The 26,549-nt window shown below is 75.1% G+C and carries 30 protein-coding genes, 1 tRNA gene and 1 pseudogene; 12 read left to right on the top strand and 20 right to left on the bottom strand.

The annotated features are described in order from the left end of the window. Window positions 1–5 precede the first annotated feature (5 nt). Both BGO37_RS14675 and BGO37_RS14670 read left to right on the top strand, forming a co-directional pair. Entirely contained in the window at window positions 6–728 is a 723-nt protein-coding gene (locus BGO37_RS14675; protein WP_291756046.1) for a signal peptidase I, read from the top strand. After that, a complete protein-coding gene (locus tag BGO37_RS14670) occupies window positions 709–1,200 on the top strand; it encodes a hypothetical protein (protein ID WP_291756044.1) in 492 nt (163 codons plus the stop codon). Before BGO37_RS14675 ends, BGO37_RS14670 begins: the two co-directional genes overlap by 20 nt. Before the next feature lie 10 nt (window positions 1,201–1,210). Here the strand turns inward: BGO37_RS14670 and BGO37_RS14665 are convergent, their stop codons facing one another. Beyond that, window positions 1,211–2,629, bottom strand: coding sequence for an FAD-binding oxidoreductase (locus tag BGO37_RS14665; protein WP_291756042.1), 1,419 nt, complete (start codon window positions 2,627–2,629; stop codon window positions 1,211–1,213). A gap of 170 nt (window positions 2,630–2,799) precedes the next feature. Between BGO37_RS14665 and BGO37_RS14660 the strand changes: the two genes are divergently transcribed. Beyond that, entirely contained in the window at window positions 2,800–3,981 is a 1,182-nt protein-coding gene (locus tag BGO37_RS14660; RefSeq protein ID WP_291756040.1) for an LLM class flavin-dependent oxidoreductase, read from the top strand. Window positions 3,982–4,127: 146 nt separating this feature from the next. Then, on the top strand, window positions 4,128–4,742 hold the full coding sequence (locus tag BGO37_RS14655) for a CE1759 family FMN reductase (protein WP_291756039.1): 615 nt from the start codon (window positions 4,128–4,130) through the stop codon (window positions 4,740–4,742). Between the two features lie 130 nt (window positions 4,743–4,872). Here the strand turns inward: BGO37_RS14655 and BGO37_RS14650 are convergent, their stop codons facing one another. The 7 genes from BGO37_RS14650 to BGO37_RS14620 all read right to left on the bottom strand — a co-directional run bounded on the left by BGO37_RS14650 (window position 4,873) and on the right by BGO37_RS14620 (window position 9,900). Further along, the gene (locus tag BGO37_RS14650; protein WP_291756038.1) at window positions 4,873–5,283 is read right to left on the bottom strand and encodes a transferase; all 411 of its coding nucleotides are present in this window, start codon (window positions 5,281–5,283) and stop codon (window positions 4,873–4,875) included. A gap of 121 nt (window positions 5,284–5,404) precedes the next feature. Continuing rightward, window positions 5,405–6,016: a hypothetical protein gene (locus BGO37_RS14645; RefSeq protein WP_291756036.1), complete on the bottom strand. Its 612-nt coding sequence runs from the start codon at window positions 6,014–6,016 to the stop codon at window positions 5,405–5,407. Window positions 6,017–6,054: 38 nt separating this feature from the next. Further along, window positions 6,055–6,624 carry a hypothetical protein gene (locus BGO37_RS14640; protein ID WP_291756033.1) on the bottom strand — a complete coding sequence of 190 codons (570 nt, stop codon included), beginning with the start codon at window positions 6,622–6,624 and terminating at the stop codon, window positions 6,055–6,057. A 40-nt stretch (window positions 6,625–6,664) separates the two neighbouring features. Then, window positions 6,665–7,270, bottom strand: coding sequence for a hypothetical protein (locus tag BGO37_RS14635; protein ID WP_291756030.1), 606 nt, complete (start codon window positions 7,268–7,270; stop codon window positions 6,665–6,667). Then, window positions 7,267–7,818 carry a signal peptidase I gene (locus BGO37_RS14630; protein WP_291756028.1) on the bottom strand — a complete coding sequence of 184 codons (552 nt, stop codon included), beginning with the start codon at window positions 7,816–7,818 and terminating at the stop codon, window positions 7,267–7,269. The genes BGO37_RS14635 and BGO37_RS14630 overlap by 4 nt, the downstream gene beginning before the upstream one ends. 73 nt (window positions 7,819–7,891) lie before the next feature. Further along, window positions 7,892–8,443 carry a hypothetical protein gene (locus BGO37_RS14625; RefSeq protein ID WP_291756027.1) on the bottom strand — a complete coding sequence of 184 codons (552 nt, stop codon included), beginning with the start codon at window positions 8,441–8,443 and terminating at the stop codon, window positions 7,892–7,894. Between the two features lie 308 nt (window positions 8,444–8,751). Next, window positions 8,752–9,900 carry an ATP-binding protein gene (locus BGO37_RS14620; RefSeq protein ID WP_291756025.1) on the bottom strand — a complete coding sequence of 383 codons (1,149 nt, stop codon included), beginning with the start codon at window positions 9,898–9,900 and terminating at the stop codon, window positions 8,752–8,754. Window positions 9,901–9,964: 64 nt separating this feature from the next. Here BGO37_RS14620 and BGO37_RS14615 point away from each other — a divergent pair, with 64 nt between their 5' ends. Further along, window positions 9,965–10,633 (top strand): response regulator transcription factor, encoded by a 669-nt coding sequence (locus BGO37_RS14615; protein ID WP_291756024.1) that lies wholly within the window; start codon window positions 9,965–9,967, stop codon window positions 10,631–10,633. A gap of 13 nt (window positions 10,634–10,646) precedes the next feature. Here BGO37_RS14615 and BGO37_RS14610 read toward each other — a convergent pair whose 3' ends face one another. Next, entirely contained in the window at window positions 10,647–11,492 is an 846-nt protein-coding gene (locus tag BGO37_RS14610; protein ID WP_291756022.1) for a helix-turn-helix transcriptional regulator, read from the bottom strand. Between the two features lie 103 nt (window positions 11,493–11,595). Here BGO37_RS14610 and BGO37_RS14605 point away from each other — a divergent pair, with 103 nt between their 5' ends. From BGO37_RS14605 to BGO37_RS14595, 3 genes are all read left to right on the top strand, one after another. After that, window positions 11,596–12,303, top strand: a complete 708-nt coding sequence (locus BGO37_RS14605; RefSeq protein ID WP_291756020.1) for an SDR family NAD(P)-dependent oxidoreductase — start codon at window positions 11,596–11,598, stop codon at window positions 12,301–12,303. Window positions 12,304–12,446: 143 nt separating this feature from the next. Further along, window positions 12,447–12,965: a hypothetical protein gene (locus tag BGO37_RS14600; protein WP_291756018.1), complete on the top strand. Its 519-nt coding sequence runs from the start codon at window positions 12,447–12,449 to the stop codon at window positions 12,963–12,965. Continuing rightward, complete coding sequence (locus BGO37_RS14595) at window positions 12,962–13,138, top strand: hypothetical protein (RefSeq protein ID WP_291756017.1); 177 nt, start codon at window positions 12,962–12,964, stop codon at window positions 13,136–13,138. The genes BGO37_RS14600 and BGO37_RS14595 overlap by 4 nt, the downstream gene beginning before the upstream one ends. A gap of 5 nt (window positions 13,139–13,143) precedes the next feature. Here the strand turns inward: BGO37_RS14595 and BGO37_RS14590 are convergent. The 4 genes from BGO37_RS14590 to BGO37_RS14575 all read right to left on the bottom strand — a co-directional run bounded on the left by BGO37_RS14590 (window position 13,144) and on the right by BGO37_RS14575 (window position 16,812). Then, window positions 13,144–13,220 (bottom strand) — tRNA-Thr (locus BGO37_RS14590). A 106-nt stretch (window positions 13,221–13,326) separates the two neighbouring features. After that, on the bottom strand, window positions 13,327–14,274 hold the full coding sequence (locus BGO37_RS14585) for a thioredoxin domain-containing protein (protein WP_291756014.1): 948 nt from the start codon (window positions 14,272–14,274) through the stop codon (window positions 13,327–13,329). Window positions 14,275–14,311: 37 nt separating this feature from the next. Then, entirely contained in the window at window positions 14,312–14,785 is a 474-nt protein-coding gene (locus BGO37_RS14580; RefSeq protein ID WP_291756011.1) for a hypothetical protein, read from the bottom strand. 59 nt (window positions 14,786–14,844) lie between these two features. Beyond that, complete coding sequence (locus tag BGO37_RS14575) at window positions 14,845–16,812, bottom strand: serine/threonine-protein kinase (RefSeq protein WP_291756009.1); 1,968 nt, start codon at window positions 16,810–16,812, stop codon at window positions 14,845–14,847. 148 nt (window positions 16,813–16,960) lie between these two features. Here BGO37_RS14575 and BGO37_RS14570 point away from each other — a divergent pair, with 148 nt between their 5' ends. The 4 genes from BGO37_RS14570 to BGO37_RS14555 all read left to right on the top strand — a co-directional run bounded on the left by BGO37_RS14570 (window position 16,961) and on the right by BGO37_RS14555 (window position 22,579). Continuing rightward, on the top strand, window positions 16,961–18,364 hold the full coding sequence (locus BGO37_RS14570; protein WP_291756241.1) for a trehalose-6-phosphate synthase: 1,404 nt from the start codon (window positions 16,961–16,963) through the stop codon (window positions 18,362–18,364). Further along, entirely contained in the window at window positions 18,357–19,193 is an 837-nt protein-coding gene (otsB, locus tag BGO37_RS14565; RefSeq protein ID WP_291756007.1) for a trehalose-phosphatase, read from the top strand. The genes BGO37_RS14570 and otsB overlap by 8 nt, the downstream gene beginning before the upstream one ends. Before the next feature lie 47 nt (window positions 19,194–19,240). After that, window positions 19,241–20,854, top strand: coding sequence for a hypothetical protein (locus BGO37_RS14560; protein WP_291756005.1), 1,614 nt, complete (start codon window positions 19,241–19,243; stop codon window positions 20,852–20,854). Between the two features lie 117 nt (window positions 20,855–20,971). After that, window positions 20,972–22,579, top strand: coding sequence for a PQQ-binding-like beta-propeller repeat protein (locus BGO37_RS14555; protein WP_291756002.1), 1,608 nt, complete (start codon window positions 20,972–20,974; stop codon window positions 22,577–22,579). 1 nt (window position 22,580) lies between these two features. Here the strand turns inward: BGO37_RS14555 and BGO37_RS14550 are convergent, their stop codons facing one another. The 7 genes and pseudogenes from BGO37_RS14550 to BGO37_RS14520 form a co-directional block, all read right to left on the bottom strand. After that, window positions 22,581–23,066, bottom strand: coding sequence for a hypothetical protein (locus BGO37_RS14550; RefSeq protein ID WP_291756001.1), 486 nt, complete (start codon window positions 23,064–23,066; stop codon window positions 22,581–22,583). A gap of 8 nt (window positions 23,067–23,074) precedes the next feature. Further along, on the bottom strand, window positions 23,075–23,437 hold the full coding sequence (locus BGO37_RS14545) for a response regulator (RefSeq protein WP_291756000.1): 363 nt from the start codon (window positions 23,435–23,437) through the stop codon (window positions 23,075–23,077). Beyond that, a complete protein-coding gene (locus tag BGO37_RS14540) occupies window positions 23,434–23,955 on the bottom strand; it encodes a chemotaxis protein CheX (protein WP_291755998.1) in 522 nt (173 codons plus the stop codon). The genes BGO37_RS14545 and BGO37_RS14540 overlap by 4 nt, the downstream gene beginning before the upstream one ends. Next, window positions 23,952–24,347 carry a response regulator gene (locus BGO37_RS14535; protein WP_291755997.1) on the bottom strand — a complete coding sequence of 132 codons (396 nt, stop codon included), beginning with the start codon at window positions 24,345–24,347 and terminating at the stop codon, window positions 23,952–23,954. The genes BGO37_RS14540 and BGO37_RS14535 overlap by 4 nt, the downstream gene beginning before the upstream one ends. Next, entirely contained in the window at window positions 24,344–25,264 is a 921-nt protein-coding gene (locus tag BGO37_RS14530; RefSeq protein WP_291755995.1) for a protein-glutamate O-methyltransferase CheR, read from the bottom strand. The genes BGO37_RS14535 and BGO37_RS14530 overlap by 4 nt, the downstream gene beginning before the upstream one ends. Continuing rightward, complete coding sequence (locus BGO37_RS14525; protein ID WP_291755993.1) at window positions 25,261–26,334, bottom strand: chemotaxis response regulator protein-glutamate methylesterase; 1,074 nt, start codon at window positions 26,332–26,334, stop codon at window positions 25,261–25,263. Before BGO37_RS14525 ends, BGO37_RS14530 begins: the two co-directional genes overlap by 4 nt. Before the next feature lie 33 nt (window positions 26,335–26,367). Further along, a pseudogene (locus tag BGO37_RS14520) lies at window positions 26,368–26,549 on the bottom strand (methyl-accepting chemotaxis protein); the annotation flags it as partial.

The raw sequence follows: 26,549 nt of genomic DNA, 5'->3' as shown, positions 1-26,549 counted from the left end.
CCGCCATGGTGACCGCCGAGGACATCGCACGGCTCGTCGACCGGCGCGCGCCGCGACCGCCCGTGCGCAGCACGCCCGCGCGGCCCCGGCGCCCCTGGTGGCGGATCGCGGTCGGCGCCCTGCTCTGGACGGTCGTCGCCGTGGGCGGGCTGGCGTACGCGACGTCGCTCGCCGTGCCGCTCTGGTACCAGGTGCACGGTCAGCGGCTGCTCGTGGTGACCTCCGGCTCGATGGCGCCGCGCTTCGTCGCCGGCGACGTGGTGGTGCTCCGCACCATCGCCGACGCCTCCGAGCTCAAGGTCGACCAGGTGGTGACGTTCCGCCCGGTCGGCAGCGACAGCCTCGTCACGCACCGGATCGTCGAGCTCCGCCAGCTGCCGGCGCTGCAGGAGGACACCGCGAGCGGCCGCATGGTGCCCGTGCTCGACGGCTCGGGGAACCCGATCCTGCAGCCCTACATCGTCACGCGCGGCGACGCGAACTCGACGCCCGACCCGAACGCCACCCCCGTCAGCCGGGTGCGCGGCGTCGTCATCGGCTGGCACCACCACTGGGGCACGGTCCTGGCGTGGACCGGGTCGCCACGCGGCCGGGCGACGATGCTCGTGCCGCCGCTCCTCGCGCTCGGGGCCCTCGAGCTCGCGGCGCTGGTGCGTGACCGGCGCCGCCCGGCACCCGTGCGGCAGCCGGCCGAGGGACGGAGCTTCGATGCGCTCCTCCTCGACTGACCGACCCGATCCGCGGCCCACGGGCGCCGGGCCGCGGCCGGCGGGCGCCGGGGCCTGGCTGCGCCTCGCGCTCGTCGGCGTGCTCGGCGCGGCCGCGCTCGTCGCGCCCTCGGCCGTCGGCCGCACGGGGGCGATCTACACCGACAGCGCGACCGTCGGCTTCACCGTGCTGCCGAGCTCGGCGCCCACGACACCGGTGCCGACGACCAGCCCCACGAGCGACCCGACCGCGACCGCGACGCCGACGGTCGACCCGACCGCGACGGCGACCCCGACGGCCGACCCGACCGTGACCGCCGCCGCGCCGGCCCTCGTCGCCGCACCGGCCGGACCCGCCACCCCGACGCCGTCCGACGCTCCGACCGACGGCCCGACGCCCCAGCCCTCGGCGACGGCGACGCCGCTGCAGGCGCCGATGCCGCCGGCGACGAGCCGCTGGCACCCGAGGACGCCCGGGCCCACCCGCCACTGACCGCGCCGCCTCACGGCAGCGGTGACAGCTCCCGCACCAGCCGCCCGCCGAGCAGCACCCCCGCGGGGTCGTAGCGCCGGGACAGGGCCGCGAGCCGCTCGGCGGTCCGCGCCGGGAAGGCCTGGCGCGCCCACTCCGCCCCGTACCGGGGTACGAAGTTGGGCATCCCGCCGGGACGTGCGATCGGCGCCAGGCCGTCGACGATCCGGCGGGCGTCCGCCGCGACCAGCTCGTCGGTCCCCGGCAGCACCAGCCCGATCATGAAGACGAACCACCGGGCGTCACGTGCCGCGAACGCGGTCTCGCCACGCAGCGGGCGCTCGAGCGCCCCGCCCGTGCGGCGGACCTCGACCATCAGCTGCACCGTCGCCGAGCCCGGACCCGCGAGGTCGAGCAGCCGCTCGACGCCGGCCGGGTCCAGGTCGTCGAGGAGCACGTGCTCCGTGCGCATCGGCATCGCCGCGTCGGGGTCCGCGTGCACCTCGCCGATGCGCTCGTAGGGCATGAGGGCGACGGTGTCCGCCAGGGGCGTCACCACGCCGCGCATCGCCCGGATCATCTCCTCCCCGACGGCCGGGTCGCCGGTCCACACGAACCGCACCTGGAGCACGGTCTTGCCCGTGAGGAAGGGCGGGACGTCCGGCATCGGGGGCAGGCGCAGGATCGCCGCCGAGGTGGTGCCCTCGTCGGGCAGCAGCGTCGACCAGACGGCCCACGTGCGCAGCATGGCCGGGACGTCGGCCTCGTCGAACCACAGCGAGCCCGCGTAGACCTCACGGAGCTCGACGAGCTCGAGCTCGACCGACGTGACGATGCCGAGCGTCCCCTTGCCGCCGCGCAGGCCCCAGTAGAGGTCCGGCTCGGAGTCGGCCGAGGCGTGACGGATCTGCCCGTCGCCGGTCACGACCTCGAAGGAGACGACGTGGTCGGCCGACAGCCCGTGCGAGCGCGCGAGCGGCCCGACGCCGCCGCCGGTGAGGAAGCCGACGACGCCGACGGACGGCGACGAGCCGCACAGCCCGGCCAACCCGTGGGGGGCCGCTGCGGCCAGCACGTCGCGCCAGCGCACGCCGGCCCCGATGCGTGCGGTGCGCTCCGCCGGGCGCACCACGAGGTCGTCGAGCGCCCGCGTGGCCACCACCACGGCGCCGGCCATGGTGTCCTCCGTGCCGTGCCCGGTGCTCATGACGCCGACCGGGACGCCGAAGGCGCCGGCGATGCGCACGGTCCGCGCGACGTCGTCGGCCGAGGTGGCCTCGACCACGGCCGCGGGCGTGGGCCGCACCAGCGCGTTCATGGTCGCGGTCAGCTCGTCGTACGCCGGCGAGCCCGGCAGGTGGACGCGGGGGACGGCCGCCGCCAGGGCGGCCTCCAGGGAGCCGGCGGCGGGGGCGACGGCGGGTGTGGTCGCGCCGGTGGCGAGGGACATCGTCGGGCACTCCTTCCTGCGCCGGATCTCGGCGCACCGGGAACGAAGGAGCCGATGACGCGGCGTCAGATACACGCTTCGTGGGCCAAAGGTCCCAACCGGTGGAATACCCTCCGGGGGCGCCCGGTTGAGGCGGATGTTCATGCAAACGCATAGATCGTGAGGCGACCATGCAGTTCGGCATCTTCTCCGTCGGAGACGTCACCACCGACCCGACGACCGGCCGCACCCCGGACGACACCGAGCGGGTGCGCAACATCCTGACGATCGCCGAGCACGCGGACGCCGCGGGGCTGGACGTCTTCGCCACCGGCGAGCACCACAACCCGCCCTTCGTGCCGTCGTCGCCGACGACGATGCTCGGCTACCTCGCCGGGCGCACCCGGCACATCACGCTGTCGACGGCCACGACTCTCATCACCACCAACGACCCGGTGCGCCTGGCCGAGGAGTACGCGATGCTCCAGGTGATCAGCGACGGCCGGATGGACCTCATGATGGGACGCGGCAACACCGGGCCGGTCTACCCGTGGTTCGGCAAGGACATCCGGCAGGGGATCGCGCTGGCGGTCGAGAACTACGCGCTGCTACGACGCCTCTGGACCGAGGACGTCGTCGACTGGAGCGGCAAGTTCCGCACCCCGCTGCAGGGCTTCACCTCGACGCCGCGCCCGCTCGACGGTGTGCCGCCCTTCGTCTGGCACGGCTCGATCCGCTCCCCCGAGATCGCCGAGCAGGCCGCGTTCTACGGCGACGGGTTCCTCCACAACGCGATCTTCTGGCCGATGGAGCACACCGCCGCGATGGTGAACTTCTACCGCGAGCGGTACGAGCACCACGGGCACGGCCGCGCCGACCAGGCGATCGTCGGGCTCGGCGGCCAGGTGTTCATGCGGCCGCGGTCGCAGGACGCGTGGAACGAGTTCCTGCCCTACTTCAACGAGGCGCCGGTGTACGGCCACGGCCCGTCGATGGAGGACTTCACGCGCGAGACGCCGCTGACCGTCGGGTCGCCGCAGCAGGTGATCGACCGCTACGGCGCCTTCTGGGAGCAGGTGGGGCACTACCAGCGCCAGCTGTTCCTCATGGACCACGCCGGCCTGCCGCTGAAGACGGTCCTCGAGCAGATCGACATCCTCGCGACCGAGGTGGTCCCGGTGCTGCGCCGTGAGGCCGAGCTTCGTCGTCCGGCCGACGTCCCCGCGAACCCGCCGACGCACGCCGAGATGGTCGCCGCGGCGCGCGCCGCCGGGCAGGTGCACGAGCAGGCCGTCGCCGCCGCCGACCACTGGACCGGCAGGACGGCGGAGGACGACGTCGAGGCGGCCGACGCCGTCACGGCACGCGGCTGATCGCGCGCCGGCGACCGCCGGCCGCCCGTTCCCGACGTCCGAGGGCTGGATGGCCGTGGCGGCCACGACCCTCGACGCTGCGGAATGGGGGCGGCCGGGGGCGCGTTCATCGCACAAGGACAGCGGCAGGTGGAAGGAACGTTCACGTGAGCAAGGCGTCGATCGTCGTCGTGTCGTCCGGGGTCTCGCAGCCCTCGTCGACCCGGCTCCTGGCGGACCGGCTGGCCCAGGCGGTGCACGACGAGCTCGCGGCGCGCGGCCGGCAGGCCGACGTGCGCGTCGTCGAGGTCCGGGAGCTGGCGCACGAGGTGGTCAACATGACCCTCACCGGCTACGCGGCGGCCCCGCTGGCCGAGGCGCAGGCCGCCCTCGCGGCGGCGGACGGCGTCATCGCCGTCACGCCCGTGTTCACGGCCGGCGCGGCGGGGATCTTCAAGGCGTTCCTCGACGTGCTCGACACGACCGCTCTGGCCGGCACGCCGGTGCTGCTCGGTGCGACCGGCGGCACCTCGCGCCACTCGCTCGTGCTGGAGTACGGCGTCCGGCCGGTGTTCACGTACCTGCACGCGGACGTGGTCCCGACCAGCGTGTTCGCGGCGACCGACGACTGGGCCGAGGACGTCGACGACGTCAAGTCGCTGCCCGACCGGATCCGCCGCGCGGCCACCGAGCTGGCGGACCGGATCGCGGCGAAGGCGCCGACCCGGCGTGCCGGCCTCTTCGACGACGTGCCGAGCTTCGGCGAGCTGCTGGGCGGCTGACCCGGCCGTGGCCGGAGCCGAACGTCAGTGAACCCTGGACCGTTGAGCACGATCCAGGGTTCACGGAACTCTGTGGGCGCGGGCAAGCGCGTTGCCAGCGCGGGCTCGTCGGGCGGGCGGCTCGCGCGGGTCAGGCCGCCGGCGTCCAGGCGGACGCCCGGCTGGAGCGGCGCACCACGGTGCGTGAGGGGATCGAGGTCTCCGCCTCGATGACCGCGCGGGGATCGACCACCGCGCCGCTGCCGACGGTGACGCGACTGCCGAGGCGCGCGCCGGTGCCGACGACCGCGTCGCGGCCGACGTGCACGTGCGTGCCCAGCTGTGCGCCGGGCTGCAGCTTGGCGCCCGGCTCCACCCAGCAGTGGTCGCCGATGCGGACGTTCGCGCCCACCCCGGCGCCCGGGTCGACCCACGCGGAGGACGCGATGTACGCGGTGGCCGCCACGTGGGCGCCCGCCGCCACCAGGCCGTCACCGTTGTCGTGACGCCGGTACCGGACGACTGTTCCGTCGTCGTGCTCGAGGTCTTCGTATCGCTTCATCTTGACCGTCAGAACGTGTGGTACTCCTGGGATGTTCCCGCCCGGAGCCTTTGCGACCTGCGGTGACGCAACTCACAGGCTGGTCCCAGCCGCGGGCGGAGCACGGGTCACGCCGGCGCGCCTAGGTGCAGATGTAGTTGGACTTCTTCCCGGACGAGCGCTGCTCCGTGATCTGGAACTGGGCAGTCCCGGTGGTGGAGACCCAACCCGGTGCGTAGGCCGTCAGGGGCGCCCCCGGCTGGGTGAGCGTCGCACAGGTGTACCCCGGGTAGGCCGTGAGGTTCCCGCCGGTGACGGCGGCGTTCGTCCAGATCCAGTTGGTCGGCAGCCCGGTGGTGGCAGCCAGCAGAAGGTCGAGGCGGATCTGCTCGGAACCGTCGGAGCGCGCGTCGGTGGCGAGCGTCAGGTTCATGTGTCCGGTGCGCTGCCCGACCGGCTTGCCATCGCCGAAGTCGACGTAGACGAGACCCGTCACGGTGCACGTGCGCCCGGCGACCGGGACCCCGGCCATGGTGACGACCGTGCAGGTGCCGAACGGCGAGGCCGCCACCCAGGATCCCGACGACGCCGCAGCCGTGAAGTAGGCCGGATCGGTCCAGGCAGCGGAGGTGGGTCCCGTCGCGGCGCGGACCGCCACGAGGGCGAGAGTGGCGCCGAGGACGACGACGGCGCGCGAGCGCAGCAGCGCGCGCAGCGAGGACCGCCGACCTCGCGGCCCGGACGCTCCGTCCACCGGCGCTCCTTCCCTCGTCGTGCCGTGCGCGGTCGTCGTCAGCTGGCGGTCCCGGTCGCCAGCACCTGGAGCGCCGCGGCGCTGCTCTGGTTCGCGTGCGACTGGTCCCACGTGGTGGGTGTGGTGATGGTGAGGTTGACCACCTGCGCGGCGCCCGCCGCCAGGGCGAACGACGTCGTGTCGAGCGCCACCGTCGCGTTGGGAGCGGTGCCGGTCAGGGGCTCGGCCAGGGCGGTGTAGCCCACCGTGACCGTCAGGGCCGCGGTCCCGTTGTTCAGCACGCGGATCTTCGTCGTGTAGACGTGCCCAGGCGTCATGCCCGAGAAGGTCGTCGACGGCAGGATCGCCGCGGCGTTGCCGCTCGTGTCGGCGGGCGTGCAGGTCCACGTGGGGGACGGGTTCGTCGGCGTGGCCGTGACGCACGCCTGCAGGTCGACGCTGGCCGAGCTCGCAGCGGACTGGAAGAAGGCGGAGTCGGTCCACGCGCCGCTCGTCAGCCCGGCCCCGAGGCCCACCAGGACCCCTCCGGCCAGGACGAGCCGCACCACGGGCCGGCGCCGACGGACGTCGGGGCGGCGGACGTGCCGGGCGGGACGGTTGCTCACCATGTCGTCTCCCTCATCGTCGCGATCTGCTCCTTCACGCCCGTCACCGCCGGTCCTCCCGGTCCATGTCCGCGTCCGCCGCCGCCCGCCGGCGCCGGGCCAGGACGACGAGCACCCCACCGAGCCCCGCCGCGCCCACCGCGGTGATGCCGAGCGCCACGGCCGGGAGGCCGGTCATGGCGAGCTGACCGCCGCCGCCGCCGAGCGGGCCGCCGGTGTCCGCCAGCCAGCCGTCGGCGACCTCGACGAGCGTGTAGCGCGCGTCGAGCGTCCGGGTCTGGCCCGGCTGCAGGTCACCGGCGCTGACGCCGACCTGCAGGCTGTACGTGCCCTGCGCGAGGGGCGTGCCGACCGTCGCGGACATCAGGTCGACGCAGCCACCGCCGCCCGCCGGGCACAGCCGGGCGGTCCACTGCACCCCGCCCGAGCCGCCTTGGTGAACCGTCGCCGTCGCGATCCGGGCGGGGGTCGGGACGGTGACGGGCCACGAGGTGCTGCGCACGTCGCCGGGCAGCAGGTTGTCGAACGACACCTGCACCGGCAGCGAGGCCGCCCGGGCGGTGGCCGCGGTCAGCACGACGCAGGCGAGCGCGAGCAGCGCTGCCACGAGGAAGCTCGTGGCAGCGCCGGCCGCGGCCCGCCGCGTCATGCCGTGGTCCGGCCGTTCGCGCCGACCGGCACGTCGCGGTGCCGGCCCCGCGAGCGCTCCCGAGGGGTGGTCGGGAGCAGGCTCAGCGAGAGCAGGCAGACGAGCGCGAACCCCAGCGGGAGGGCGATCGCGCGACGGGTGATCGCGGTGACGACGTACCCGCCGTGCGGGATCCGGAGGACGGGCTGCCACACGTGGTCGCCGACGAGGTAGGCGCCGCCGTCCTCGGACCGGTTGGCGTCGCCCTTGAGGCGCACCGACCAGTGGCCGTCACCCGCCGGCTCGATGCCGACGACGCGGTGAGACACCAGGTTGTGCGTCACGTCGCTGGGCAGCGACGCCACCTGCCCGACCTGCAGGTCCGCCGTCGGGTGCGGCGCGTCGACCAGCAGGTCGCCGGTCATGATGCCCGGCTGCATCGAGCCGGAGATCACGACCAGCGGCTTGATGTAGCCGAGCTGCGTGGCTCCCCAGACGAGCATGCTGACGAGGCCGAGGGCGGCGACCACCCACAGCAGCGCATTGCCGACGAACCTGATCCCGCGCATCACTCGCGCACCCCCACGTGCGGTTCCGAGCGACGGCCCTTCACCCCGACCGATGGCCGGACCGAGGGTCGCGTCAGCTCGTCGCCCCGAAGGACACGGTCACGGTGCCGGTCTCGCCCTGGTACGTGTTGGACCAGTCGCCCGGAGTCGTCAGCAGGATCTGGATCGACGCCGTGCCCCCGTTGGCGGCGAGCACTGTGTTCACGAGCGACGTGTTGCCGACCACGGAGACAGACGCCGGGTCGTCGCTCGTCACGCCACCCGGCGTTCCGGCGAAGATCCCGGTCGTGCCGACCGTCAGGGTCTGGGCGTTGATCGTCAGCGGCACCGTGCCCTCGTTCTTGAGGGTCAGGGTCTTCGTGACGCTCTCGCCCTGGTTCAGGAGCCCGTACGAGATCGGGACAGGATTGGCCTGGTCGGTGTGCACGAACGCACCACCGTCGACGCTCGCGGTCAGGGTGACCTTCGCTGCGGTCGCGCTGGCGGAGAACCACGCGTTGTCGCTCCAGGCCGCGGACGTCGCGGCGGCGGCGATGCCCAGCAGGGCGGCGCCCGCGAGGCTGAACTTCAGGACGACGACGCCCCGGCGACGCCGGTCCTTCTGGGTGTGCTGGGCAGTGCTCATGGCGGAACCCCCGGATGCTCATGTGGAAGTGCACGGCGGGGTGATCCCGTCGCCGCGCAGGCCGGCTCGCTCGCGCCTCGGCGTCCACCCCAGACGTCGCAGGCGCTGGCGAGCGCGCTCACCGTAAAGGCCGCATCGGGGGACAACTCGGGAACCTGGACGCGTGTCTAGGTTCCAGCACCCATCGGATGTCCGAAATACCACCTTCTTTCACCCGAGATCGGTCTCGCCGAGCCCGGATGCTTGCCCGTCACAGCGGTATTGTCGCAGGTCAGAGCGTCCTGTGACCGCCCGACGGTGTCGTGCGCTCAGGCGCCGGGCTCGGCCCCGGCGACCGGCACGCGGCCCGTCAGGCGGGTCCCCGCACCGTCCAGGCCGACGAGCTCGAGCGTCCCGCCGACGACCGCCAGGCGTTCGGCGAGACGGTTCGTCCCCGACCGCTGCGCGTTCGGCGGCACACCCTCGCCGTCGTCGTCCACCCCGATCGCGAGCTGTCCGCTCTCGAGGCCCAGGGTGATGGTCAGGCGCGACGGGTTGCCGTGCCGCAGCGCGTTCCCGATGCCCTCCTCCACCACGCGGACGGCGAGGAGCTTCTCGGTCGGGGCGAGCGCCGGTGTGACGGGGTCGTCCATCTCGCGCACCGCGGGCTCGACGTCCAGCCGCGTCGCCACCGACGAGGGCACGCGTCGCAGCAGCGCGCGCACCGCGGGCACCAGGCCGACCTCCAGCTGATCGGGGTACAGCAGCCGGCTCATGCCCCGCACGTCCTGCTCGCGCACCTGGTCGAGGGTCGCACAGACCTCGTCGAGCAGCTCCGCGTCGCCCGGTGCCGCGGTCCCGGCCCGCAGCCGCCGGCCGACCTGGGCGACCTGTGCCACGGCCAGGACGAGCCGCTGCTGCACGCTCGCGTGCAGCCCCTCGGCGACGTCGCGGCGGACGCGGACCTCCTCGTCCTCCAGCGCGCGCAACGCCAGCGCCCGCTCGACCGCCAGCTGCTGGCTCGTCCACGCCTGTGCCCGCAGCCGGCGACCGGACACCATGGTCCACGTCGCGAAGGTCGCGCTGACGACGCCGACGCCGAACCCCGTCGCCATCTCGACGATGGAGGTGTCGCGCGTCAGGTGGGGATAGACGCCGAGCGTCGCCTGCGCCAGGACGCGGACGATGGCGCACACGGCCGCCGACAGGACGATGCCCGTGACCAGGTCACGCGCCGACGACCGCAGGTGCTGGCGCCACACCGCGAGCACCAGGACGAACACGGCGACCGTCACGAGGTTGGTGGCGACGCGCGTCCATGCCTGGACGCCCGACCAGGTGGGGGCGATCACCCCATAGATGTACGTCGACTGCACCGCGGCGGCGACCCCGAACGATCCCGCGACGGTGGCCGCGGTGACCCACAGCACCCGCCGGTCCTGGCGTGCGTCCTGCGGGCTGGGGGGCCGATCGATCATGTCGCGCCCTTCCTCGGTCGCGTCGCGGTCGCCGAGACCGCGACGCAGACGATACTGACGGGTAGTGAACCCCATCGCCACACCCCCGTTGCGCGTCGCCGTCGTCGAGGACCAGCCCCTCTACCGGGCGATGCTCGCGCGCACCCTCGAAGCGCACGAGCGCCTCCACGTCGTCGCCTCCGTGGGCACGGTCGCCGAGGCGCGCGCCGCCCTGGGCACCCTGCCGGTCGACGTCGCCGTGCTCGACATCGACCTGCCGGACGGCAACGGCATCGCGCTCGGCGTCCAGCTGCGGCGAACGCACCCCCGGCTCGGGATCCTCCTGCTGTCCGCGCACGACGCGATGGACCTGCTGCTCGACCTCCCGAAGGACGTCTCGCACGGCTGGGGGTACCTCTCGAAGACGTCGTCGACCACCGAGACCCTGCTCGTCGAGGCGGTGACGGCCGCCGCCCACGGCCAGACCATGCTGGACCCCGCGCTGCTGGCCGGGATGCGGCCACGCCGCGGCTCCGACGTCGCACGCCTCACCGACCGCCAGTTCGAGGTGCTCCGCCTGCTGGCGCAGGGCCTGTCGAACGTCGGGATCGCGGACCGGCTGTCCATCACCGAGAAGTCGGTGCAGAACCACGTCAACGCGATCTACGCGACGCTCGACATCGACGCCAACCGGGAGCACAACCCCCGGGTGCGGGCGACCCTCCGGCTGCTCGAGGAGACCGGCCCCGCCTGACGCCGGCCGGCACCTACTCGACGAGCGCCTGCGTGCCGAGCACGATCGCCAGCGCGAGGCGCTCCGCGTCCGGTGAGCCCGGCTCGGCCGTGTAGACCATGATCCGCAGGTCGTCGCCCGCCACGACGAGGGTGTCGCAGTCCAGGGAGATCGGGCCGACGTCCGGGTGGTCGACGACCTTGTGCCGGGACGTCTCGGCGGGCGCCGGTTCGGCGGCCGTCTCCCAGAGCTCGACGAACCGGGGGCTGGCCGCCCGCAGGTCGGCGACGAGCCGCCGCACGCCGGCGTCCGCCGGGTAGCGCGCCGTGGTCATGCGCAGGTCGGCGACGAGGTGGGCCACCTGCTCGTCGTGCTGCTGCGGGGTCTGCCGGGCGCGCGAGCCGGGCCCGACGACGTTACGCCAGACCCCGTTGCGGTCGTTCCCGCGGAGGGCCGAGGTGTCGCCCATGAGAGCGTCGTAGGGGGCGTTGGCCACCAGGAGGTTCCAGGCGGCGTCGTAGACGACGAGCGGGATCCCGGCGAAGCGGTCGAGCAGCCGCTGCACGCTGGCGGTGATCCGTGTCGGGACGAGGCCCGGCCCCGGCGCGGCGAGGCCCGCGAGCCGGAAGAGCAGCTCGCGCTCGCCGTCGGCCAGGCGCAGGCCGCGGGCCAGGGCCTCGACGACCTGGGCGGACGGTGACGTCGCCCGGCCCTGCTCGAGCCGGGTCAGGTAGTCCACCGAGACGCCGGCGAGCGCCGCCAGCTCCTCCCGGCGCAGGCCGACCGCTCGCCGGCGACCACCCACCGTCAACCCGACCGTCTCCGGTGCAACGCGCTCCCGCCAGCGGCGCACCGCCCGGCCGAACTCCCACTCCTGCACGCCACCGAGTGTGCGCCCGCCGGCGGGCCTGGTCCTGGCCCTGCCACTCCTACGACCACGGGACGACTGCCTGCCGGCGGCCGCCCGGCCGAGCATGGACGCCATGACCACCACACTGATCACCGGGGCCAACAAGGGCCTCGGCAAGGAGTCCGCACGCCTTCTCGTCGAGGCGGGCCACACCGTCTGGGTCGGGGCCCGCGACGAGGCCCGCGGCCGCGCCGCCGCCGCCGAGCTCGGCGCCCGCTTCGTCCGGCTCGACGTCACGGACGACGACGCGGTCGCCGCGGCGTTCGCGACGATCGCCGCCGCGGGCACGGGGCTCGACGTGCTCGTCAACAACGCCGGCATCGCCGTCCGGAGGGGCGACGGCGAGGCCCTGGACGGCCCGAGCGTCCTGCAGACGTTCGACACGAACGCCGTGGGCATCGTGCGGGTGACGCAGGCGGCCCTCCCGCTGCTGCAGCTCTCGGCGAACCCGGTCGTCGTCAACGTGTCCAGCGCGCTCGGCTCCTTCTGGGCCACCCACGAGCCGTCCCGCCCGGCGTCGCACTACGTCGCGATCGCGTACGGCTCGAGCAAGGCGGCCGTCTCGATGCTCACCGTGCAGTACGCGATGGCCTACCCGGGCATCCGGTTCAACGCGGTGGAGCCGGGGATCACGGCGACCGAGCTCGGCGGCGGAGACCCCGGGAGCCACCCCGGACGCCCGGCCGCCGAGAGCGCGCGCATCGTCGCGAAGCTGGCCACCATCGGCCCCGACGGGCCCACCGGCACGTTCCAGGAGGACGCCGGCGAGCTCGGCTGGTAGCCCGCCGGCACCGGGGCGCGGGCGGCGGCGAATGGTCGAACAAGTCCGAACGGACCCGTCCCTCGTCGGGCGCGCGCGCCGGCCGACATCCTCCTCGACGGATGAGCGCCCGCCTGTGGTGCCCCGCTCGAAGGAGACGTGTCATGGCAGGGTTCCTGGGGCTGGTCGCCCTGATCGCGATCGGCGTCGGCTGGTACTACCTCAAGCGTGGCGTCAACCGGGGCGTGTCCAAGGTGCTGTACAAGAACACGAACGCCCGCGCGATGGACGAGGTCTGGACGGAGCTGACGTTCACGGCGCCGGGTGCGCCGGAGGTGGTGCAGGCCCGCGTGGTCGCCGCCCTCGCGCTGCCGGTCGAGGCGCCGCCCGTGGTGGGCAGGCTCTACCTGGCCGGTCAGGACACCGGCCGGATCGAGGTGCGGCGCGGCTCCAAGATCGGCACGGAGTGGACCGGGCGGGCCGGCTTCACGCCCGCCGCCGGCGGCGGCACGTCCGGCGTGTGGACGGTGACCCAGTGGACGCTGCGTGACGGCGTCGTCCAGTCGAACGGGATCATCCAGGACATGGCCGGGGTGCGCGAGGCCATCGCCGCCGCAGTGACCGCCGCGGGCGGCACGTGCTCGATGCGGGTGCTCCCGGCGGCCGAGCGGGTCAAGCGATGAACCGCGCGGTCGGGCTGCAGGCGGTCGGCGGGGTGCTGGTGCTGGTCGGCCTGATCTGGGGCTGGACCGGCTTCTACGCCCGGAACGTGCCCTGGCTCCTGCTGCTGCTGCTCGGGGGCGCCGGGTTGCTGTTCGCCGGGATCAAGCTCAAGGACCTGGAGAACCGGCGGTAGGACGGTGGAGCCCCCTGTCGGACTCGAACCGACGACCTGCCGCTTACAAGGCGGCTGCTCTGGCCAGCTGAGCTAAGGAGGCGTCGCGCGAAGGCGCCCGCCCAGCGTAGACGAGCGGCAGCCACCGTCGCCGAGACGACAACGGCGCCCGCCGGGAACCCTCCCGGCGGGCGCCGCTCGTCGTTCGGTCAGCCCTTCTTGGCGGCCGCCGCCGCCTCGACCGCGGCCTTCACCTGGCCCTGCGTGTAGAGGTTGACGGTGCTGGGGAGCTGCTGACCGTCGAGGAGGATCGTCGGCGTGCCGATGCCGTTGGCGAACACCGGGAGGGTCTCGGCGTGGCCGGTCGCCGCGGCGATGAAGGGCGCGAACGTGCGCCACGTGCCCGTGTGGTCGGTCGTGTTCCCGTTGGCGTCCTTGAGCTGGTAGGAGCCCGAGATCGTGCTGGTGAACGTGCTCACGACAGCCTGCGGGACGCCCACGCTGGTGGCGATCGAGGCGATCTTGTCGTCCGTCAGGCCCTTGGTGTTCTCCGCGGGCTGGTCCGCGTAGAGCGCGGTGAGGAACGCCGTGAAGTGGGCGGAGTCCTTGTCGGCGACGGTCATGAGCGCGTTGGCCGCGCGGCTCGAGTAGCGCGTGCCCTGCGACGAGCCGTCGAGGAACGACAGCGGCTGGTAGACGACCGTGATGCCCGGCTCCTTCGACAGCGCGTCGAGGTCGGCCGAGTTGGCCTTGTCGAACTGCGCGCAGTACGGGCACTGGAGGTCGAAGAACACCTGCAGCACCGTGCCGTTCGCGGCGGTCTTCCCGATGCCGTCGGCGCTGATCGGGATGCCCGCGGTGTCGTCGGCGACCGAGGGCTTCTGGACGGCCGTCAGCTGGGGGCTGACCAGGGACTTGCTGTCCGCGTCCGCTGCGCCGAAGGCGACCGAGCTGGACGCGGTGGCGTTCGCGCGGTTCTGGACGAGGACGTACGCGACCGCGCCCACGATGACGAGCACGGCGAGGACGGCCCCGCCGATGGCGAGGAACTTGTTCCGCTGGGCGGCGGCCTGCTGCTGGCGCCGCAGCTCGGCGGCGCGGGCGCGGGCGTCGGCCTGACGCTGCGCCTTGGTGGGACGGATGTCGTTGCTGGGCATGGCTGGCTCCTGGTGTCTGGTGGCTGCTGCGGGCGGGTCAGGCCGGCAGCGGCGGCGCGCGGTGCGGGCGCGCCAGCAGGAGGCCCAGCGCGGTCGGCGGGGCGGCGGGCGCCACCGCGACGGCCGGCGTGCGGTCCGCGACGGGCAGCGCCGAGCCACGGCGCGGCAGGCGCACCCAGCGTCCGACGAGCCCGACGACGAGCCGCGCGGCGCGCACGACGACCGCGCCCAGGCTGATCCCGAGCGCGGCTGCGAGCACCCATCCGGCGACCACGGGCAGCGCGACGGACATGACGACGATGGCGCCGCTCGGCAGCGCGCCCAGGCCCAGCGAGCCGTCGGGGCACGACGTGGTGTCGCGCAGCAGCGCGAGGGACAGCGCCGAGTCCGTCCACGAGCCGCCCGCCTGCACGCACCGGTGCAGCAGCACGTGCCCCTGGGACGAGACCGCGACGGCGGCCAGCGCCAGGGCGGCGGCCAGCGCCGTCCGGCCGCGACGTCCCACGATCACGCGACCAGGGTAGGGCCTGCACCCGTGGACCGGGCGGCGGCCACGTGCGCGCGCGCTCGTCAGGGTCCGGGGACGGTGGGCACCGGCAGGGGCGTCCAGACGATGGGCTCGCCGTGCAGCACCCGCGTGGTCACCGCCCACGCGACCGCAAGGATCACCAGCACGGCGAGGAGCGCGCCCAGGCGACGGGGCGAGGCGACCTCCAGCAGCCGTTGGGTGCCGACGCGCGTCATCCGCGACAGCGGCCCGAACCACACGAGCAGCACGGCCAGCAGCACCGCCAGGCCGGCGAGCCAGCCGGCCGTCGTGCCCGTCAGCTCGTGCCCCGGGACGTTGTCGCCGATGGTCCAGCGGCCGTTGCCGACGAACCACCAGGCGACGCCGACGACGATGACCACCGAGCTGGCCGCCACGAGCAGCGACGGCAGGATCCCGGCGACCGCGCGCAGCACGTGCCACGGCGTCGTCGCGAGCGCGACCCAGGGGTCCGAGGCGCGCACGCCGTGCCGCTCGCGCCGGCCGTGCATCGCCTCGACCGTCGACCCGTAGACGCGCGCGACCAGGAAGAACGCGAGCACGACGACGAGCGTCGTGCCCGGTCGCCGGGCGCCGCAGGCCACGACGAGCGCCCCGAGCGCGAGCTGCGTCACCCACCGGCGCGGCACCGAGGGCCGCCGGTAGCCCGGTTCCTCGCCCGGTTCGCCCGACGAGGCGTCGAGGTCCTCCTCGATCCAGTCGACCGCCTGGTACTCGGGGTCGTCCTCCCAGTCCTCGTCCCAGTCGTCGGCCGCGTCCTCTGCGGCCTCGGCGCCCGTGCCGCGCCCACCGGCCGACGTGCCCGGGCCGAAGCGACCGCCGGCGGTCACCGGCTTCCCGGACGCGGCCGCTGTGTCGTCATCCCACCCCGCCGCGACCGGGAGGGTGCCCGCGGGACCGGCGCCGGAGGCCGCACCGTTGACGAGGCGGGTCCGTCCGTCGTGGGAGCCCGGCAGGACGGCCGTCGGCGCCGGCTCGACGGCAGCGCCGGGTACGGCGGCAGCGCCGGGTGCGGCGGCCGCACCGGCGGCGGCACCCGCGGCAACGCCCGGCCGCGCCCCGTCGGCGATCCCCGCCGGCATCGCGCTCGTGCCCACGGCGTCCGCGCCGGACAGCACGGTCGTCTCATCGTCGTCGGCGGCGGCGCGGGCGGCGGCACCGGCCGCTGGGCCGGGCAGCCGGTCCCCCTCGGCGGCGACGACCGTCAGGGCCGCCACGACGTCGTCCGGCGACGTGCGTTCGCCGGGGTCGGGCACGAGCGCCCCGCGGATCGCGGTCCGGGTCAGCTGCCCGAGGCCGGTGAGGTCGGGCCTGCCGGCGCGGGCGCGGGCGAGCACCGTGGTCGCCCGTCCCTTCCCGAACGGCGGCCGCCCCGTCGCGGCGAAGACCAGGAGCGCGGCCCACCCCCACCAGTCGGCCGACTCGGAGGGGTCGTCGCCGTCGAGCAGCTCCGGCGCGAGGTACCCCGGCGTGCCGGCCACCAGGCCGGTCGAGGTCAGCCGGGGGTCCGACTCCCCCTGCGCCAGGCCGAAGTCGATGAGCACCGGGCCGTCGGGCGTCATGACGACGTTCGAGGGCTTGACGTCGCGGTGCACCACGCCGGCGGCGTGGATCGCCCGGAGCGCGTCGCGCAGGCCGGAGGCGAGCGCGAGCAGCTCGTCGGCGTCCAGCGGCCCGGTCTCCGTGACGAGCCGCTCGAGGTCGGTGCCGTCGACGAGCTCGGTGACGAGGAACGCGTCGGTCGAGTCCGTCTCGGCGTCCAGCACCGCGGCGACGGCGGGATGACGCAGCCGCTGGAGCGCGGCGACCTCGCGCAGCAGGCGCGCGCGGGCGGCGGAGTCGGCCGGGTCGGGGTGCAGCAGCTTGAGGGCGACCTCGTTCCCGCCGCCGTCCACGGCGCGGTACACGGCGCCCATGCCCCCCGCACCCAGCGGTGCGACGACGGTGTACCCGCCGATCTCCGCGCCGGGCGCCAGGCCGATCCGCTCCACGTGGGCAACCTATCGACACCCCCGCGCGGCTACACGGCAATCCGCGCGGGGGGCGGTGCCGTCCGGCAGCCGGACGGGCGGGGCGTCCGTGGCCCGGCTAGGGTCGCAAGGGCCACACCCCAGGGGGAGGAACGCCGTGACGACCCGCATGGCCCACGACGGCCACGACTTCGTGCTCGTCGCCAACCGGCTGCCGGTGGACGTCACGGTGGCCGACGACGGCAGCGTGTCGTGGACGCGGGCGCCGGGCGGGCTCGTGACGGCGATGCAGCCTGTCATGGCGGCCAGCCGGGGGGCGTGGATCGGCTGGAGCGGCGCGCCCGACCTGGGGGCCACCCCGTTCGCCGACGACGACGGCATCGAGCTGGTGCCGGTCGGGCTCAGCGCCGCCGACGTCGCCGGCTACTACGAGGGGTTCTCGAACGACACCCTGTGGCCGCTGTACCACGACGTCATCACGCCACCGACCTTCCATCGCCCCTGGTGGGAGGACTACCGGCGCGCCAACGCGGCGTTCGCCCATGCGGCGGCCGACCAGGTGGCACCGGGCGGCACCGTCTGGGTGCACGACTACCAGCTCCAGCTGGTCCCGGCGATCCTGCGCCGGCTGCGCCCCGACGTGCGGATCGGGTTCTTCCTCCACATCCCGTTCCCGCCCCTGGAGATCTTCGACCAGCTGCCCTGGCGCACCCAGGTGGTCGAGGGGCTGCTGGGCGCCGACCTCGTCGGCTTCCAGCGCGCGGGCGACGCCGCCAACTTCCTGCGCGTGGTGCGGCGCCTGACGGACCTGGAGACGCGCGGTCCGCTCGTCTTCCAGCGGGACGGGCGCACCGTGCGCGCCCAGGCGTTCCCCATCTCGATCGACGCCCGCGGCTTCGACGGCCTGGTCCGCACCGCCGCCATCCAGGACCGCGCGCGAACCCTCCGCGCAGAGCTCGGCGACCCCGACGTGGTGCTGCTCGGCGTCGACCGGCTGGACTACACCAAGGGCATCCGGCACCGCCTCAAGGCCTACGGCGAGCTGCTCGCGGAGGGCCGGCTGTCGCCCGAGCGGACCGTGCTGGTCCAGGTCGCCAGCCCGAGCCGCGAGAAGGTGGGCGCCTACCAGCAGCTGCGCGACGACGTCGAGATCCTCGTCGGACGCATCAACGGCGACTTCGCGACGGTGGGGCGCGCGCCGGTGCACTACCTGCACCAGTCCTTCCCCATGGACGAGATGGCGGCGCTGTACCTCGCCGCCGACGTCATGCTCGTCACGGCACTGCGCGACGGGATGAACCTCGTCGCCAAGGAGTACGTCGCCGCGCGGTCCGACGAGCGTGGCGCGCTCGTCCTCTCGGAGTTCACGGGCGCGGCCGACGAGCTGACGGCGGCGCTGCTGGTCAACCCGCACGACATCGACGGTATGAAGGACGCGATCGTCGCCGCGGCGACGATGGAGCCCCGCGAGGCGCGGAAGCGGATGCGCAGGCTGCGCCGGCGGGTGCTGACGCACGACGTCGCGGCGTGGTCCTCGTCGTTCCTCACCGCGCTGCGGAGCACCGGTGCCTGACGCGCGCCGCGAGACCGCGGCCGGGGCGGACGACGCGACGCGGCCGCGCGGCGCCGACGCGCTCGAGCCGCGGCTGCGCGCGCTGGGTGCCGACCCGGGCGCCCGGCCCATGCTCGTGGCGCTCGACCTCGACGGGACGCTTGCACCGCTGCGCGACGACCCGATGACCTCGCGCGTGGCGCCGGGCGGCGAGGCGGTCATGGCGCGCCTGACGACCGCCGGCGGCGTGCACCTGGCGCTCGTGTCGGGCCGGGCGATGGGCCAGCTGCCGCAGCTGGTCGACCTGCCGGTGGGCACGCTGCTCGTCGGCAGCCACGGCGCCGAGCGGGCGCGGGTCACCGCGACCGGGCTGGACCGCGAGGTCGTCGGGCTCTCGCACGAGCAGGCGGACGCGCTGGCGGCGCTCGGCGGGCGGGCGGCCGCGATCGCCCGCGGCCGCGACGGCGTCTGGGTGGAGACGAAGCCCGCCGCGGTCGTCGTCCACACCCGGCTGGCCCCGCCCGACGTCGCCGAGGCGGCGACCGCCGACGCCCTCGCCCTCGCGCGCACCGCGGGCATCCGCGCGCTGCACGGAAAGGACGTCGTCGAGCTGCCGGTGCTCGACGCGGACAAGGGCACCGCCCTGGCCGAGCTGCGCGGCGAGCTCGGGGCGGCGACGGCCCTCTACGCCGGTGACGACGTGACCGACGAGCACGCCTTCGCCGTGCTGCGGCCGGGCGACGTGGGGATCAAGGTCGGCGCCGGTCCCACACGGGCCGGGTACCGGGTCGCGACGCCCGCCGACCTCGTCGCGGCCCTCGCCGTGCTCGCCGAGTCCCTGGGCGCCTGACCGGCGAATCCCTGCGGGGGCCGACACCCGTTGCCTAGGGTGTGGCCGTGGCCAGGGGGATGGTGGAGGTCGAGCTCGTCGAGGACGGGCCGCCACCACCCGATCCGGGGCCGGACCCCGCGACCGCGTGGGTCCGGCGGGCCCTCGCCGCGACGCTCAGGGGCGCCCGACGAGCCGTCGGGTTCGCCGCGCCGCGAGCGCTGCGGGCCTGGCGCCGACCGTGGCTGCGGTGGGTGGCCGGCGCGCTCGCCGCCACGCTCGTGGCGGTGCCGGTGGTGCAGGCCTCGCGCGAGCGGACCCGGTTGGCGGCGCTGGCGCAGGTCCCGGGCGTGGTGCGGCCGCTGCACCCGGACCTGCACGTCCTGTTCCGCGTCGCGGCCGACTCCGGCCAGGTGCTGCAGCAGGGGTTCCTCGTCGGCGGGGTCGTCGCCGCGGCGGTCTCGGGCCGGAGCGGCACGTTGTCGGTCGTCGGGCTCGACGCGTCGACCGGCGCCCACCGCTGGTCGACCGTGCTGCGACCCGCCGGGGATCCGGCCGACAGCGTCTGGGAGGCTCCCGTGTGCGGGGCCGCGGGGTCGGTGATCCTCTGCACGGGGTCGGAACAGCTCCCGACACCCGGGGGGAGCTGGATGCCGACCAGGACCACGGCGTGGGTCCTCGACCCCGCCGACGGGCACGTGCTCCGGTCGGTCGCGTACGACGAGCACACGTGGGCCGCCGAGGCGGGCGGCCTGCTCGTCGTCGCGCGGCAGTCGGGCGGGCCGGCGCGCGCTCCGGCCGCCGGGCCGTGGACGGTGACGTGGCAGGTCACCGGCGAGGACCCGGTCACGGGGGCGGCCCGGTGGTCGTGGGCGAGCCCGGGCGTGACCGTCAGCGCGGGGGCCGAGGAGCAGAACGCCTCGCACGACCCCACCGACTACGTCTCGTGGCTCGTCGGCGCCACCCCGATGCTGGCGTCCGACGACGTCGAGCTCGCCGTCGGCGACGACACCTGGCTGCTGGGTGCCGGCGGCCAGGAGATGACGCACGTCGCCCGCCCGGGCGGGTGGCAGGTGGGGACGCAGGGACGGGCGATCCTCCGGGTCGCGAACCCGGATCCCGCCGACAGCACGGAGCCGGCCGCGGAGCTGCTGACCGACGACGGGTCGTGGCGCGCCGTCGGCGGGTATCCGCTGTGGCCCGCCGTCGACGACGGGTCGGTGCCGGACGTGCTGGTGCGTGAGATCCCGGCCACCGGGCGGGACGACGACGTGCTGATCGGCATCGACCGCCACACCGGAGACACGCTGTGGCGGACAGCCGCCGGTCCGGGTCTCACCCTCTCCGCGGTGCAGCTCGACGGGCGGCTGTACCTGGGCAACCCCCTGCGCTCCATCGACGTGGCGACGGGAGCCGTGCTGTGGTGGGCCGACGGCTCGGCCGGGGCGAGCCTGCTGACGACGGACGGCTCGGTGCTGCTGGTCGGCCTCTCCGACACCACCGCCCACGTCAACGCCGTCGAGGCGCGGTCGATGCGGGACGGCCGGCTCCTGTGGACGGCGGACCTGCGCACGCTGGTGCTTCCCTCGGGGAAGGGGAACCTGGCGCAGGTGTGGGCGTCGCCCGCGCTGCGGCGCCTCGTCGCGTCCCGGGCGGACGGCTCGGCGGCGGTCCTCGGCTGATCGGCGGGCCTGGCGCGCCCGGCACGCGACGCGTCGCGCAGGAGGGAGGGCCGCAGGAGCGTCCCTCCGGTGCGGCTCACCGGGTGCCCGGCGCGCGAGCCGTCCGTATCGTGGAGCGTGGCCAGGCGGATGGTCGACGTCGAGCTCGTCGGGGACGAGCCGCCGCGCGGCGAGCCGGACCCCGTGACCGAGTGGCTGCGGCGGGTCGCGGCCACCGGCGCCCGCGCGGCGCAGCGGGTCGGCGCGGTCGTCGGTCCTCGCGCGGCCCGTGCCTGGCGCCGGCCGACGGTCCGATGGGTCGCGCTCGGGTTGGCGGCGGCCGTCGTCGTCGTGCCCGTCGCGGACGCCTCCCGCGAGCGCACCCGGCTCGCGGCGCTCGCCCAGGTCCCGGGCCTGCTGGCGCCGCTGCACCCCGGCCTGCGGGTGCTCTACACCCTCCCCGGCAGCGACTACGGCGGGACGGCGCTGCAGGACGGGTTCCTCGTCGGCCGCACGGTGGTGGACGCCCTCAGCCTGTTCGGCGAGAACTCCACGCTCGTCGCGCTCGACGCCGCCACCGGCGCGCGGCGCTGGTCGACGACGCTCGGGGACCGGGACGCGTGGGGCGACGCCATCCCGCGGTGCGCCGCGGCCGGCGGGGTCGTGGCCTGCGAGGTGACCGGCGGTCCCGGCCGCGCCAGTGGCCCGACCGTGACGACGACCTGGGCCGTCGACCCGGCCGACGGCCGCCTGCTGCGTGGCGTCACCTACGGCGACCACGTGCTGGCCGCCACGGTCGGCGACCTCATGGTCGTAGCGCAGCAGGTCGCGGGCCCTGACCGCGCGCCCGCCTCGGGCGCCTGGAGCGTGACCTGGCGCGTCACCGGGCAGGACCCGGCCACCGGCGCGACGCGATGGACGTGGACCGGCCCGGCCGTCAGGGTCGCCGCCGAGGACGAGCCGACCGACCCGTTCCACGACCCCACCGACTACGGCGCCGACCTGTACCCGGTGGCCGGCCCCCTCCGGGCCACCGACACCGCGCTGCGCGTCGGCGACGACACCTGGCTGTTCGGCGCCGGCGGCACGGTCCGGGTCCACCTGCACCGGGCCGGCGGGTGGGCGCTGACCGAGACCCGCGGCGGGTCCGTGGTGCGCCAGCCGCTCGACCTCGGGGCGGTGCGTGCGCGACCGCCCTGGGAGCTGCTGCTGGACGACGGCACCTGGCGCCCGCTCGCGGGCACGCCGCTGCCGGCGGTCGTGGACGACGGGTCGGTCCCGGACGCCGTCCTGCTGACCTCGACGTCGGGCACCGGGACCACGCTGACGGCGGTCGACCGGCACACCGGTGCCACGCTCTGGCAGGCGCCGATCGGCCCTCCCGTCGTCGGCCCCCGGTTCACCCTGTCCGGGGTGGTGCTGGACGGCCGTGTCTACACCGGGTTGCAGGACCTGCGGGCGTTCGACGCGGCGACCGGCCGGCCGCTGTGGACGGTGGCCGGGGCCGGCGGCTGGCTGTCGACCGACGGCACGCTCGCGGTCGTGCTGACGACGAGCGCGCAGGGCTTCCCGCTCGGTGTCCGGACCTACGCCCTCGCCGACGGGCGGGCCCGGTGGACCGCCGACGTCCGCGCGCTGCTCGCCACGCAGGGGAAGGACGTGAACCTCAGCACGATCACCTTCGGCCTCCCGGTGAGGCACATCGGCGCGGTCCGGGCGGACGGCCTGGTGGCCGTCCTCGGCTGAGTCAGGCCAGGACGACAGACCAGCCGCCGGCGCCGTACCCGGACACGTCGAGCTCGAGGTCGACCCGGGGGGCGAACGTCGCGGCCAGCACGGCGATGTCCGCGGGCACCGGCGCGTCGCCGCCGTACACCGACAGCAGGCGCAGGTGCGGCGCGCCGTCCGCGTTGAACAGCGAGGCCGCGACGTTGAGCACCTCGCCGACGTTCTCCCCGAGCTGGACCGGCAGCAGGGACGACCTGATCGCGTCATCGGCCGCGGAGCGCGGAGCCAGCCCGAGCGCGGCGCCGAGCCGGGCGGCCAGCGGCAGGTCGACGAGCACGAGCGCGGCGAGGTGACCGGCGTCGGTCACGTAGGCGCCGACGAGGTTCTCGCGGTTCTTCTTCAGGTCCACCCCCTGGTGCGCGGGCTGGACGCCGACCGGGCGGCCGAGCAGGCCCTCGGCAAGCTCGCGGACCGCCTGCGCGACGGGCAGCAACGTGGTCGTCATGGCGGCTCCTAGGCGAGGCAGGGCTCGATGGCGTCCCGGAAGGCCTCCGGGGTGAACGGCTTGGCGATGAGGAAGAGGGCACCCTCGTCCTCCGCCGTCCGGCGCATCTCGGCGGAGCCCTCCGACGTGACGAAGCCGAACGGGGTCCCGAAGCCCTCGGCCCGCAGCGCCCGGAGCAGCTCCAGGCCCGTCATCACCGGCATGTTCCAGTCGGAGAGGATGACGTCGGGCTCGTCGGCCCGCACCGCGTCCAGCGCCTGCTGGCCGTCGGCGGCCTCCTGCACCTCCCAGTCGAACCCCGCCTGACGCAGGGTTCGGACGACGATCTGCCGCATCACACGGCTGTCGTCGGCGACGAGTACACGGATCATCGGTCCTCCTGTGGTCCGGTGCCCGCCGCGCGGGCGGCCACCCTCTGCCGGTCGTCGGCCGCCCACACCGTGAGCACGAGCGACCGCCCCCGCCAGCCCAGCGGCAGCCGCTGGACCGGATGCAGCGCCGGGTCCTCCGGCGCCACGACCTCGTCGGACGCCGTCCGGACCACCCGCGGCAGCCCGAGCGTCCCCTGCTCGGGCAGCAGCGCCTTGACGTTGCCGCCGACGACGTTGGCCAGCTCGCCGAGGGCGTCCACGACGTCGTCGTCCGCCACCGGCGCGGCGGCCGGCAGGCGCAGCAGGGCCCGGGTCAGCTGGTCGGCCGCCCCCGACGAGGTCTCCAGCGCCGCGCGGCCGGTCCAGGGGCCGTGCACGTCGACCCATGCGACCCAGTCGGGGCCGTCCACCGGCACACCGTCGGGCCAGGGCGCCAGCGTGCCCTGCTCGCCGTCGACCATCGACGCGAACACGTCGCCGGCGATCGCGGCGACGTCGTCGGCGGTGATGGCGCTCACGCGAGGTCCCCCGCGAGCACGCCGGCCGGGATCATGCCGAGCAGCACGAGCTTGTCGCGCAGTGCCTCCGGCCCGAACGGCTTGAGGAGGTACTCGTGCGCCCCGGCCGCCAGCGCACGCACGATCTTGTCCTGCTCGCTCTCGGTCGTCACCATCATCAGCGTGATGGCCCGCCACGCCGGGGTGGCGCGGAGCCGCACGACGAGCTCGAGGCCGTCCATCACCGGCATGTTCCAGTCGATGCACGCGAGGTCGACCTCCAGCCCGCACTCGAGCAGGGCCAGCGCCGCGGCGCCGTGCTCCGCCTCGTGCGTCTCGAACCCGAGGCCCTGCAGGATCCCGGCGACGATGCGGCGCATCGTGCGGGAGTCGTCGACGACCAGCGCTCTCATGGCAGGCCTCGCATCTGGGGTGTGGACGGCACGGGGTCGGTGCGGCGTGCCGGCGGGGGCGCCACCGGCACCGGGAAGGTTCGTGCGGGCGTGGGCAGGAGCCCGGGAGCCGCCGCTCGCGCGGCGCCCGGCAGGGGTCGGTGCAGCACGGCGCCGCCCGCCTCGACGCGCTCGAACCCGTCGTGGACGCCGAGCGTCGTCTCGGCGGCGCCCAGCACGAGGAAGCCGCCGGGGCGCAGCACCCGCGCCACCCGGTCGAGCACCGCACGCTTCGTCGGCAGGTCGAAGTAGATGAGCACGTTGCGGAGGAAGACGAGGTCGAACGGGCCGGGCGGCGTGCCGTCCATGAGGTTGTGGCGCCGGAAGTCGACCCGGGACCGCAGGTCGGCCCGCACCCGCCAGTGCGCGCCGACACGCTCGAAGTGGCGCACCAGCATTGCCGCGGGCAGCCCGCGGTTGACCTCGAGCTGGCTGTAGACCCCCTCCCGGGCGCGGCCCAGCACCTGCTCGTTGAGGTCGGTCGCGACGATCTCCACGGTGCGCGGTGCGTCCGCCAGCGCCATGAGGATCGAGTACGGCTCCTGCCCGGTGGAGCAGGCGGCCGACCAGATCCGCACCGACTGGCCGCTGTCGCGCAGCAACGGCAGGACGTGGCCGCGCAGCGCGGCGAACGGCGCGACGTCGCGGAACCAGGAGGTCTCGTTCGTGGTCATCGCCTCGACGACCGTGGCGAGCTCGTGGTCCGCCGCCCCCGAACGCAGCCGGCGCACGAACTCGTCGAGCCCGAGGCCCCGCTCCCGGGCCAGCGGTCCGAGCCGGCTCTCCACCAGGTACTCCTTGCCCGGCTCGAGCCTGATGGCGCTGCGCCTGGTCACGAGGTCGGCGACGAAGGCGAAGGTGTCGGGCGCGATGCTCATCGGGCACCCCGCAGCCGCGCCTCGAGCGCGGGCGCCAGCTCCGCCAGCGGCAGCACGCGGTGGGCGAAGCCGGCGTTGGCCACCGCGCCCGGCATGCCCCACACGACGCTCGTCGGCTCGTCCTGCACCAGGACGGTGCCGCCGGCGGCGACGATCTGGCCCGAGCCGGTGCGCCCGTCGGCGCCCATGCCGGTCATGACGACCCCGACGATCTCGCCACCGACGGCGTCGACGGCCGACGCGAACAGCACGTCGACCGAGGGCCGGCAGAAGTTGACCGGCGGGCCGTCGTCGATGCCCGCCGCCAGCCCGGCCGCGCGGCCGCGCACGACGAGGTGGTGGTCGCCCGGCGCGACGTAGACGCTGCCCGGCAGCAGCGGGTCGCCGGCGGTCGCCTCGACCACCGTGGCCGGGCCGAGCCGGTCGAGGCGTGCGGCGAGCTGGCGCGTGAAGACGGGCGGCATGTGCTGGACGACGAGCACCGGCACCGGCGGCGGCGCCGTGAACCCGCCGACGAAGCGCGACAGGGCCTCCGGACCACCGGTCGACGAGCCGACGACGACGAGCCGGACGGCGTGGGCCGGCAGCGTGGCGCCGCAGGGCACCCGCACGGCCGGACCGGTCCCGTCCGGCCGCCACGACGACGTGCGCCGCTGCGCCCGCGCGCCGACGAGGGCGAGGACCTTCGGGACGAGCTCGTCCCCCACCCGCTGGAGCGAGTCGGTGACCGACGTGCCGCCGGTGGGCTTGGCCACGTAGTCGGTGGCGCCCGCCGCCAGGGCGTCGAGCGTCGCGACGGCGCCGCGCTCCGTCAGGGTCGAGAACATGATGATCGGCATCCGGTGGCCCGAGCGCCGCAGCTCGCGGACCGCCTCGATGCCGTCCATCTCCGGCATCTCGATGTCCATCGTCACGACGTCGGGCGCCAGCTGCTCGACACGGGCGAGGGCGAGCCGGCCGTTGGAGGCGGTGCCGACGACCTCGATCCGAGGGTCGCGGCCGAGCGCCTCGGAGACCAGCCGCCGAATGACGACGGAGTCGTCGACGACGAGCACACGGACCGGTGTCATCGCGGGCACCTGCCAGGTCGAACCGGTCGCACGTCAGACCCGGAAGCGGGCGACCTGGCCGCGCAGCTCGTCGGAGAGCCGCGCGAGCTCGTCGATCTCGGCGCCGATCTGGTGCACCACGCCGGACGAGGTGGCGGCGGCGGCGGCGACGCCGGTGATGTTGGAGGCGATCTCCCCCGACCCGGTGGCGGCCTCGGCCACGTTGCGACTCATCT

Origin of the sequence: Cellulomonas sp. 73-92 (assembly GCF_001898175.1) — a bacterium.
In the GTDB taxonomy this organism is placed as follows: domain Bacteria; phylum Actinomycetota; class Actinomycetes; order Actinomycetales; family Cellulomonadaceae; genus Cellulomonas.
This window is presented reverse-complemented; position numbering and strand designations above follow the sequence as displayed.

Bases quoted from the DNA above. Each gene is read 5' to 3' on its own strand.
- BGO37_RS14675 (WP_291756046.1), top strand. From the start codon at position 6: ATGGTGACCGCCGAGGACATCGCACGGCTCGTCGACCGGCGCGCGCCG.
- BGO37_RS14670 (WP_291756044.1), top strand. From the start codon at position 709: ATGCGCTCCTCCTCGACTGACCGACCCGATCCGCGGCCCACGGGCGCC.
- BGO37_RS14665 (WP_291756042.1), bottom strand. From the start codon at position 2,629: ATGTCCCTCGCCACCGGCGCGACCACACCCGCCGTCGCCCCCGCCGCC.
- BGO37_RS14660 (WP_291756040.1), top strand. From the start codon at position 2,800: ATGCAGTTCGGCATCTTCTCCGTCGGAGACGTCACCACCGACCCGACG.
- BGO37_RS14650 (WP_291756038.1), bottom strand. From the start codon at position 5,283: ATGAAGCGATACGAAGACCTCGAGCACGACGACGGAACAGTCGTCCGG.
- BGO37_RS14640 (WP_291756033.1), bottom strand. From the start codon at position 6,624: ATGGTGAGCAACCGTCCCGCCCGGCACGTCCGCCGCCCCGACGTCCGT.
- BGO37_RS14635 (WP_291756030.1), bottom strand. From the start codon at position 7,270: ATGACGCGGCGGGCCGCGGCCGGCGCTGCCACGAGCTTCCTCGTGGCA.
- BGO37_RS14630 (WP_291756028.1), bottom strand. From the start codon at position 7,818: ATGCGCGGGATCAGGTTCGTCGGCAATGCGCTGCTGTGGGTGGTCGCC.
- BGO37_RS14625 (WP_291756027.1), bottom strand. From the start codon at position 8,443: ATGAGCACTGCCCAGCACACCCAGAAGGACCGGCGTCGCCGGGGCGTC.
- BGO37_RS14620 (WP_291756025.1), bottom strand. From the start codon at position 9,900: ATGATCGATCGGCCCCCCAGCCCGCAGGACGCACGCCAGGACCGGCGG.
- BGO37_RS14605 (WP_291756020.1), top strand. From the start codon at position 11,596: ATGACCACCACACTGATCACCGGGGCCAACAAGGGCCTCGGCAAGGAG.
- BGO37_RS14600 (WP_291756018.1), top strand. From the start codon at position 12,447: ATGGCAGGGTTCCTGGGGCTGGTCGCCCTGATCGCGATCGGCGTCGGC.
- BGO37_RS14595 (WP_291756017.1), top strand. From the start codon at position 12,962: ATGAACCGCGCGGTCGGGCTGCAGGCGGTCGGCGGGGTGCTGGTGCTG.
- BGO37_RS14585 (WP_291756014.1), bottom strand. From the start codon at position 14,274: ATGCCCAGCAACGACATCCGTCCCACCAAGGCGCAGCGTCAGGCCGAC.
- BGO37_RS14570 (WP_291756241.1), top strand. From the start codon at position 16,961: ATGGCCCACGACGGCCACGACTTCGTGCTCGTCGCCAACCGGCTGCCG.
- BGO37_RS14550 (WP_291756001.1), bottom strand. From the start codon at position 23,066: ATGACGACCACGTTGCTGCCCGTCGCGCAGGCGGTCCGCGAGCTTGCC.
- BGO37_RS14545 (WP_291756000.1), bottom strand. From the start codon at position 23,437: ATGATCCGTGTACTCGTCGCCGACGACAGCCGTGTGATGCGGCAGATC.
- BGO37_RS14535 (WP_291755997.1), bottom strand. From the start codon at position 24,347: ATGAGAGCGCTGGTCGTCGACGACTCCCGCACGATGCGCCGCATCGTC.
- BGO37_RS14530 (WP_291755995.1), bottom strand. From the start codon at position 25,264: ATGAGCATCGCGCCCGACACCTTCGCCTTCGTCGCCGACCTCGTGACC.
- BGO37_RS14525 (WP_291755993.1), bottom strand. From the start codon at position 26,334: ATGACACCGGTCCGTGTGCTCGTCGTCGACGACTCCGTCGTCATTCGG.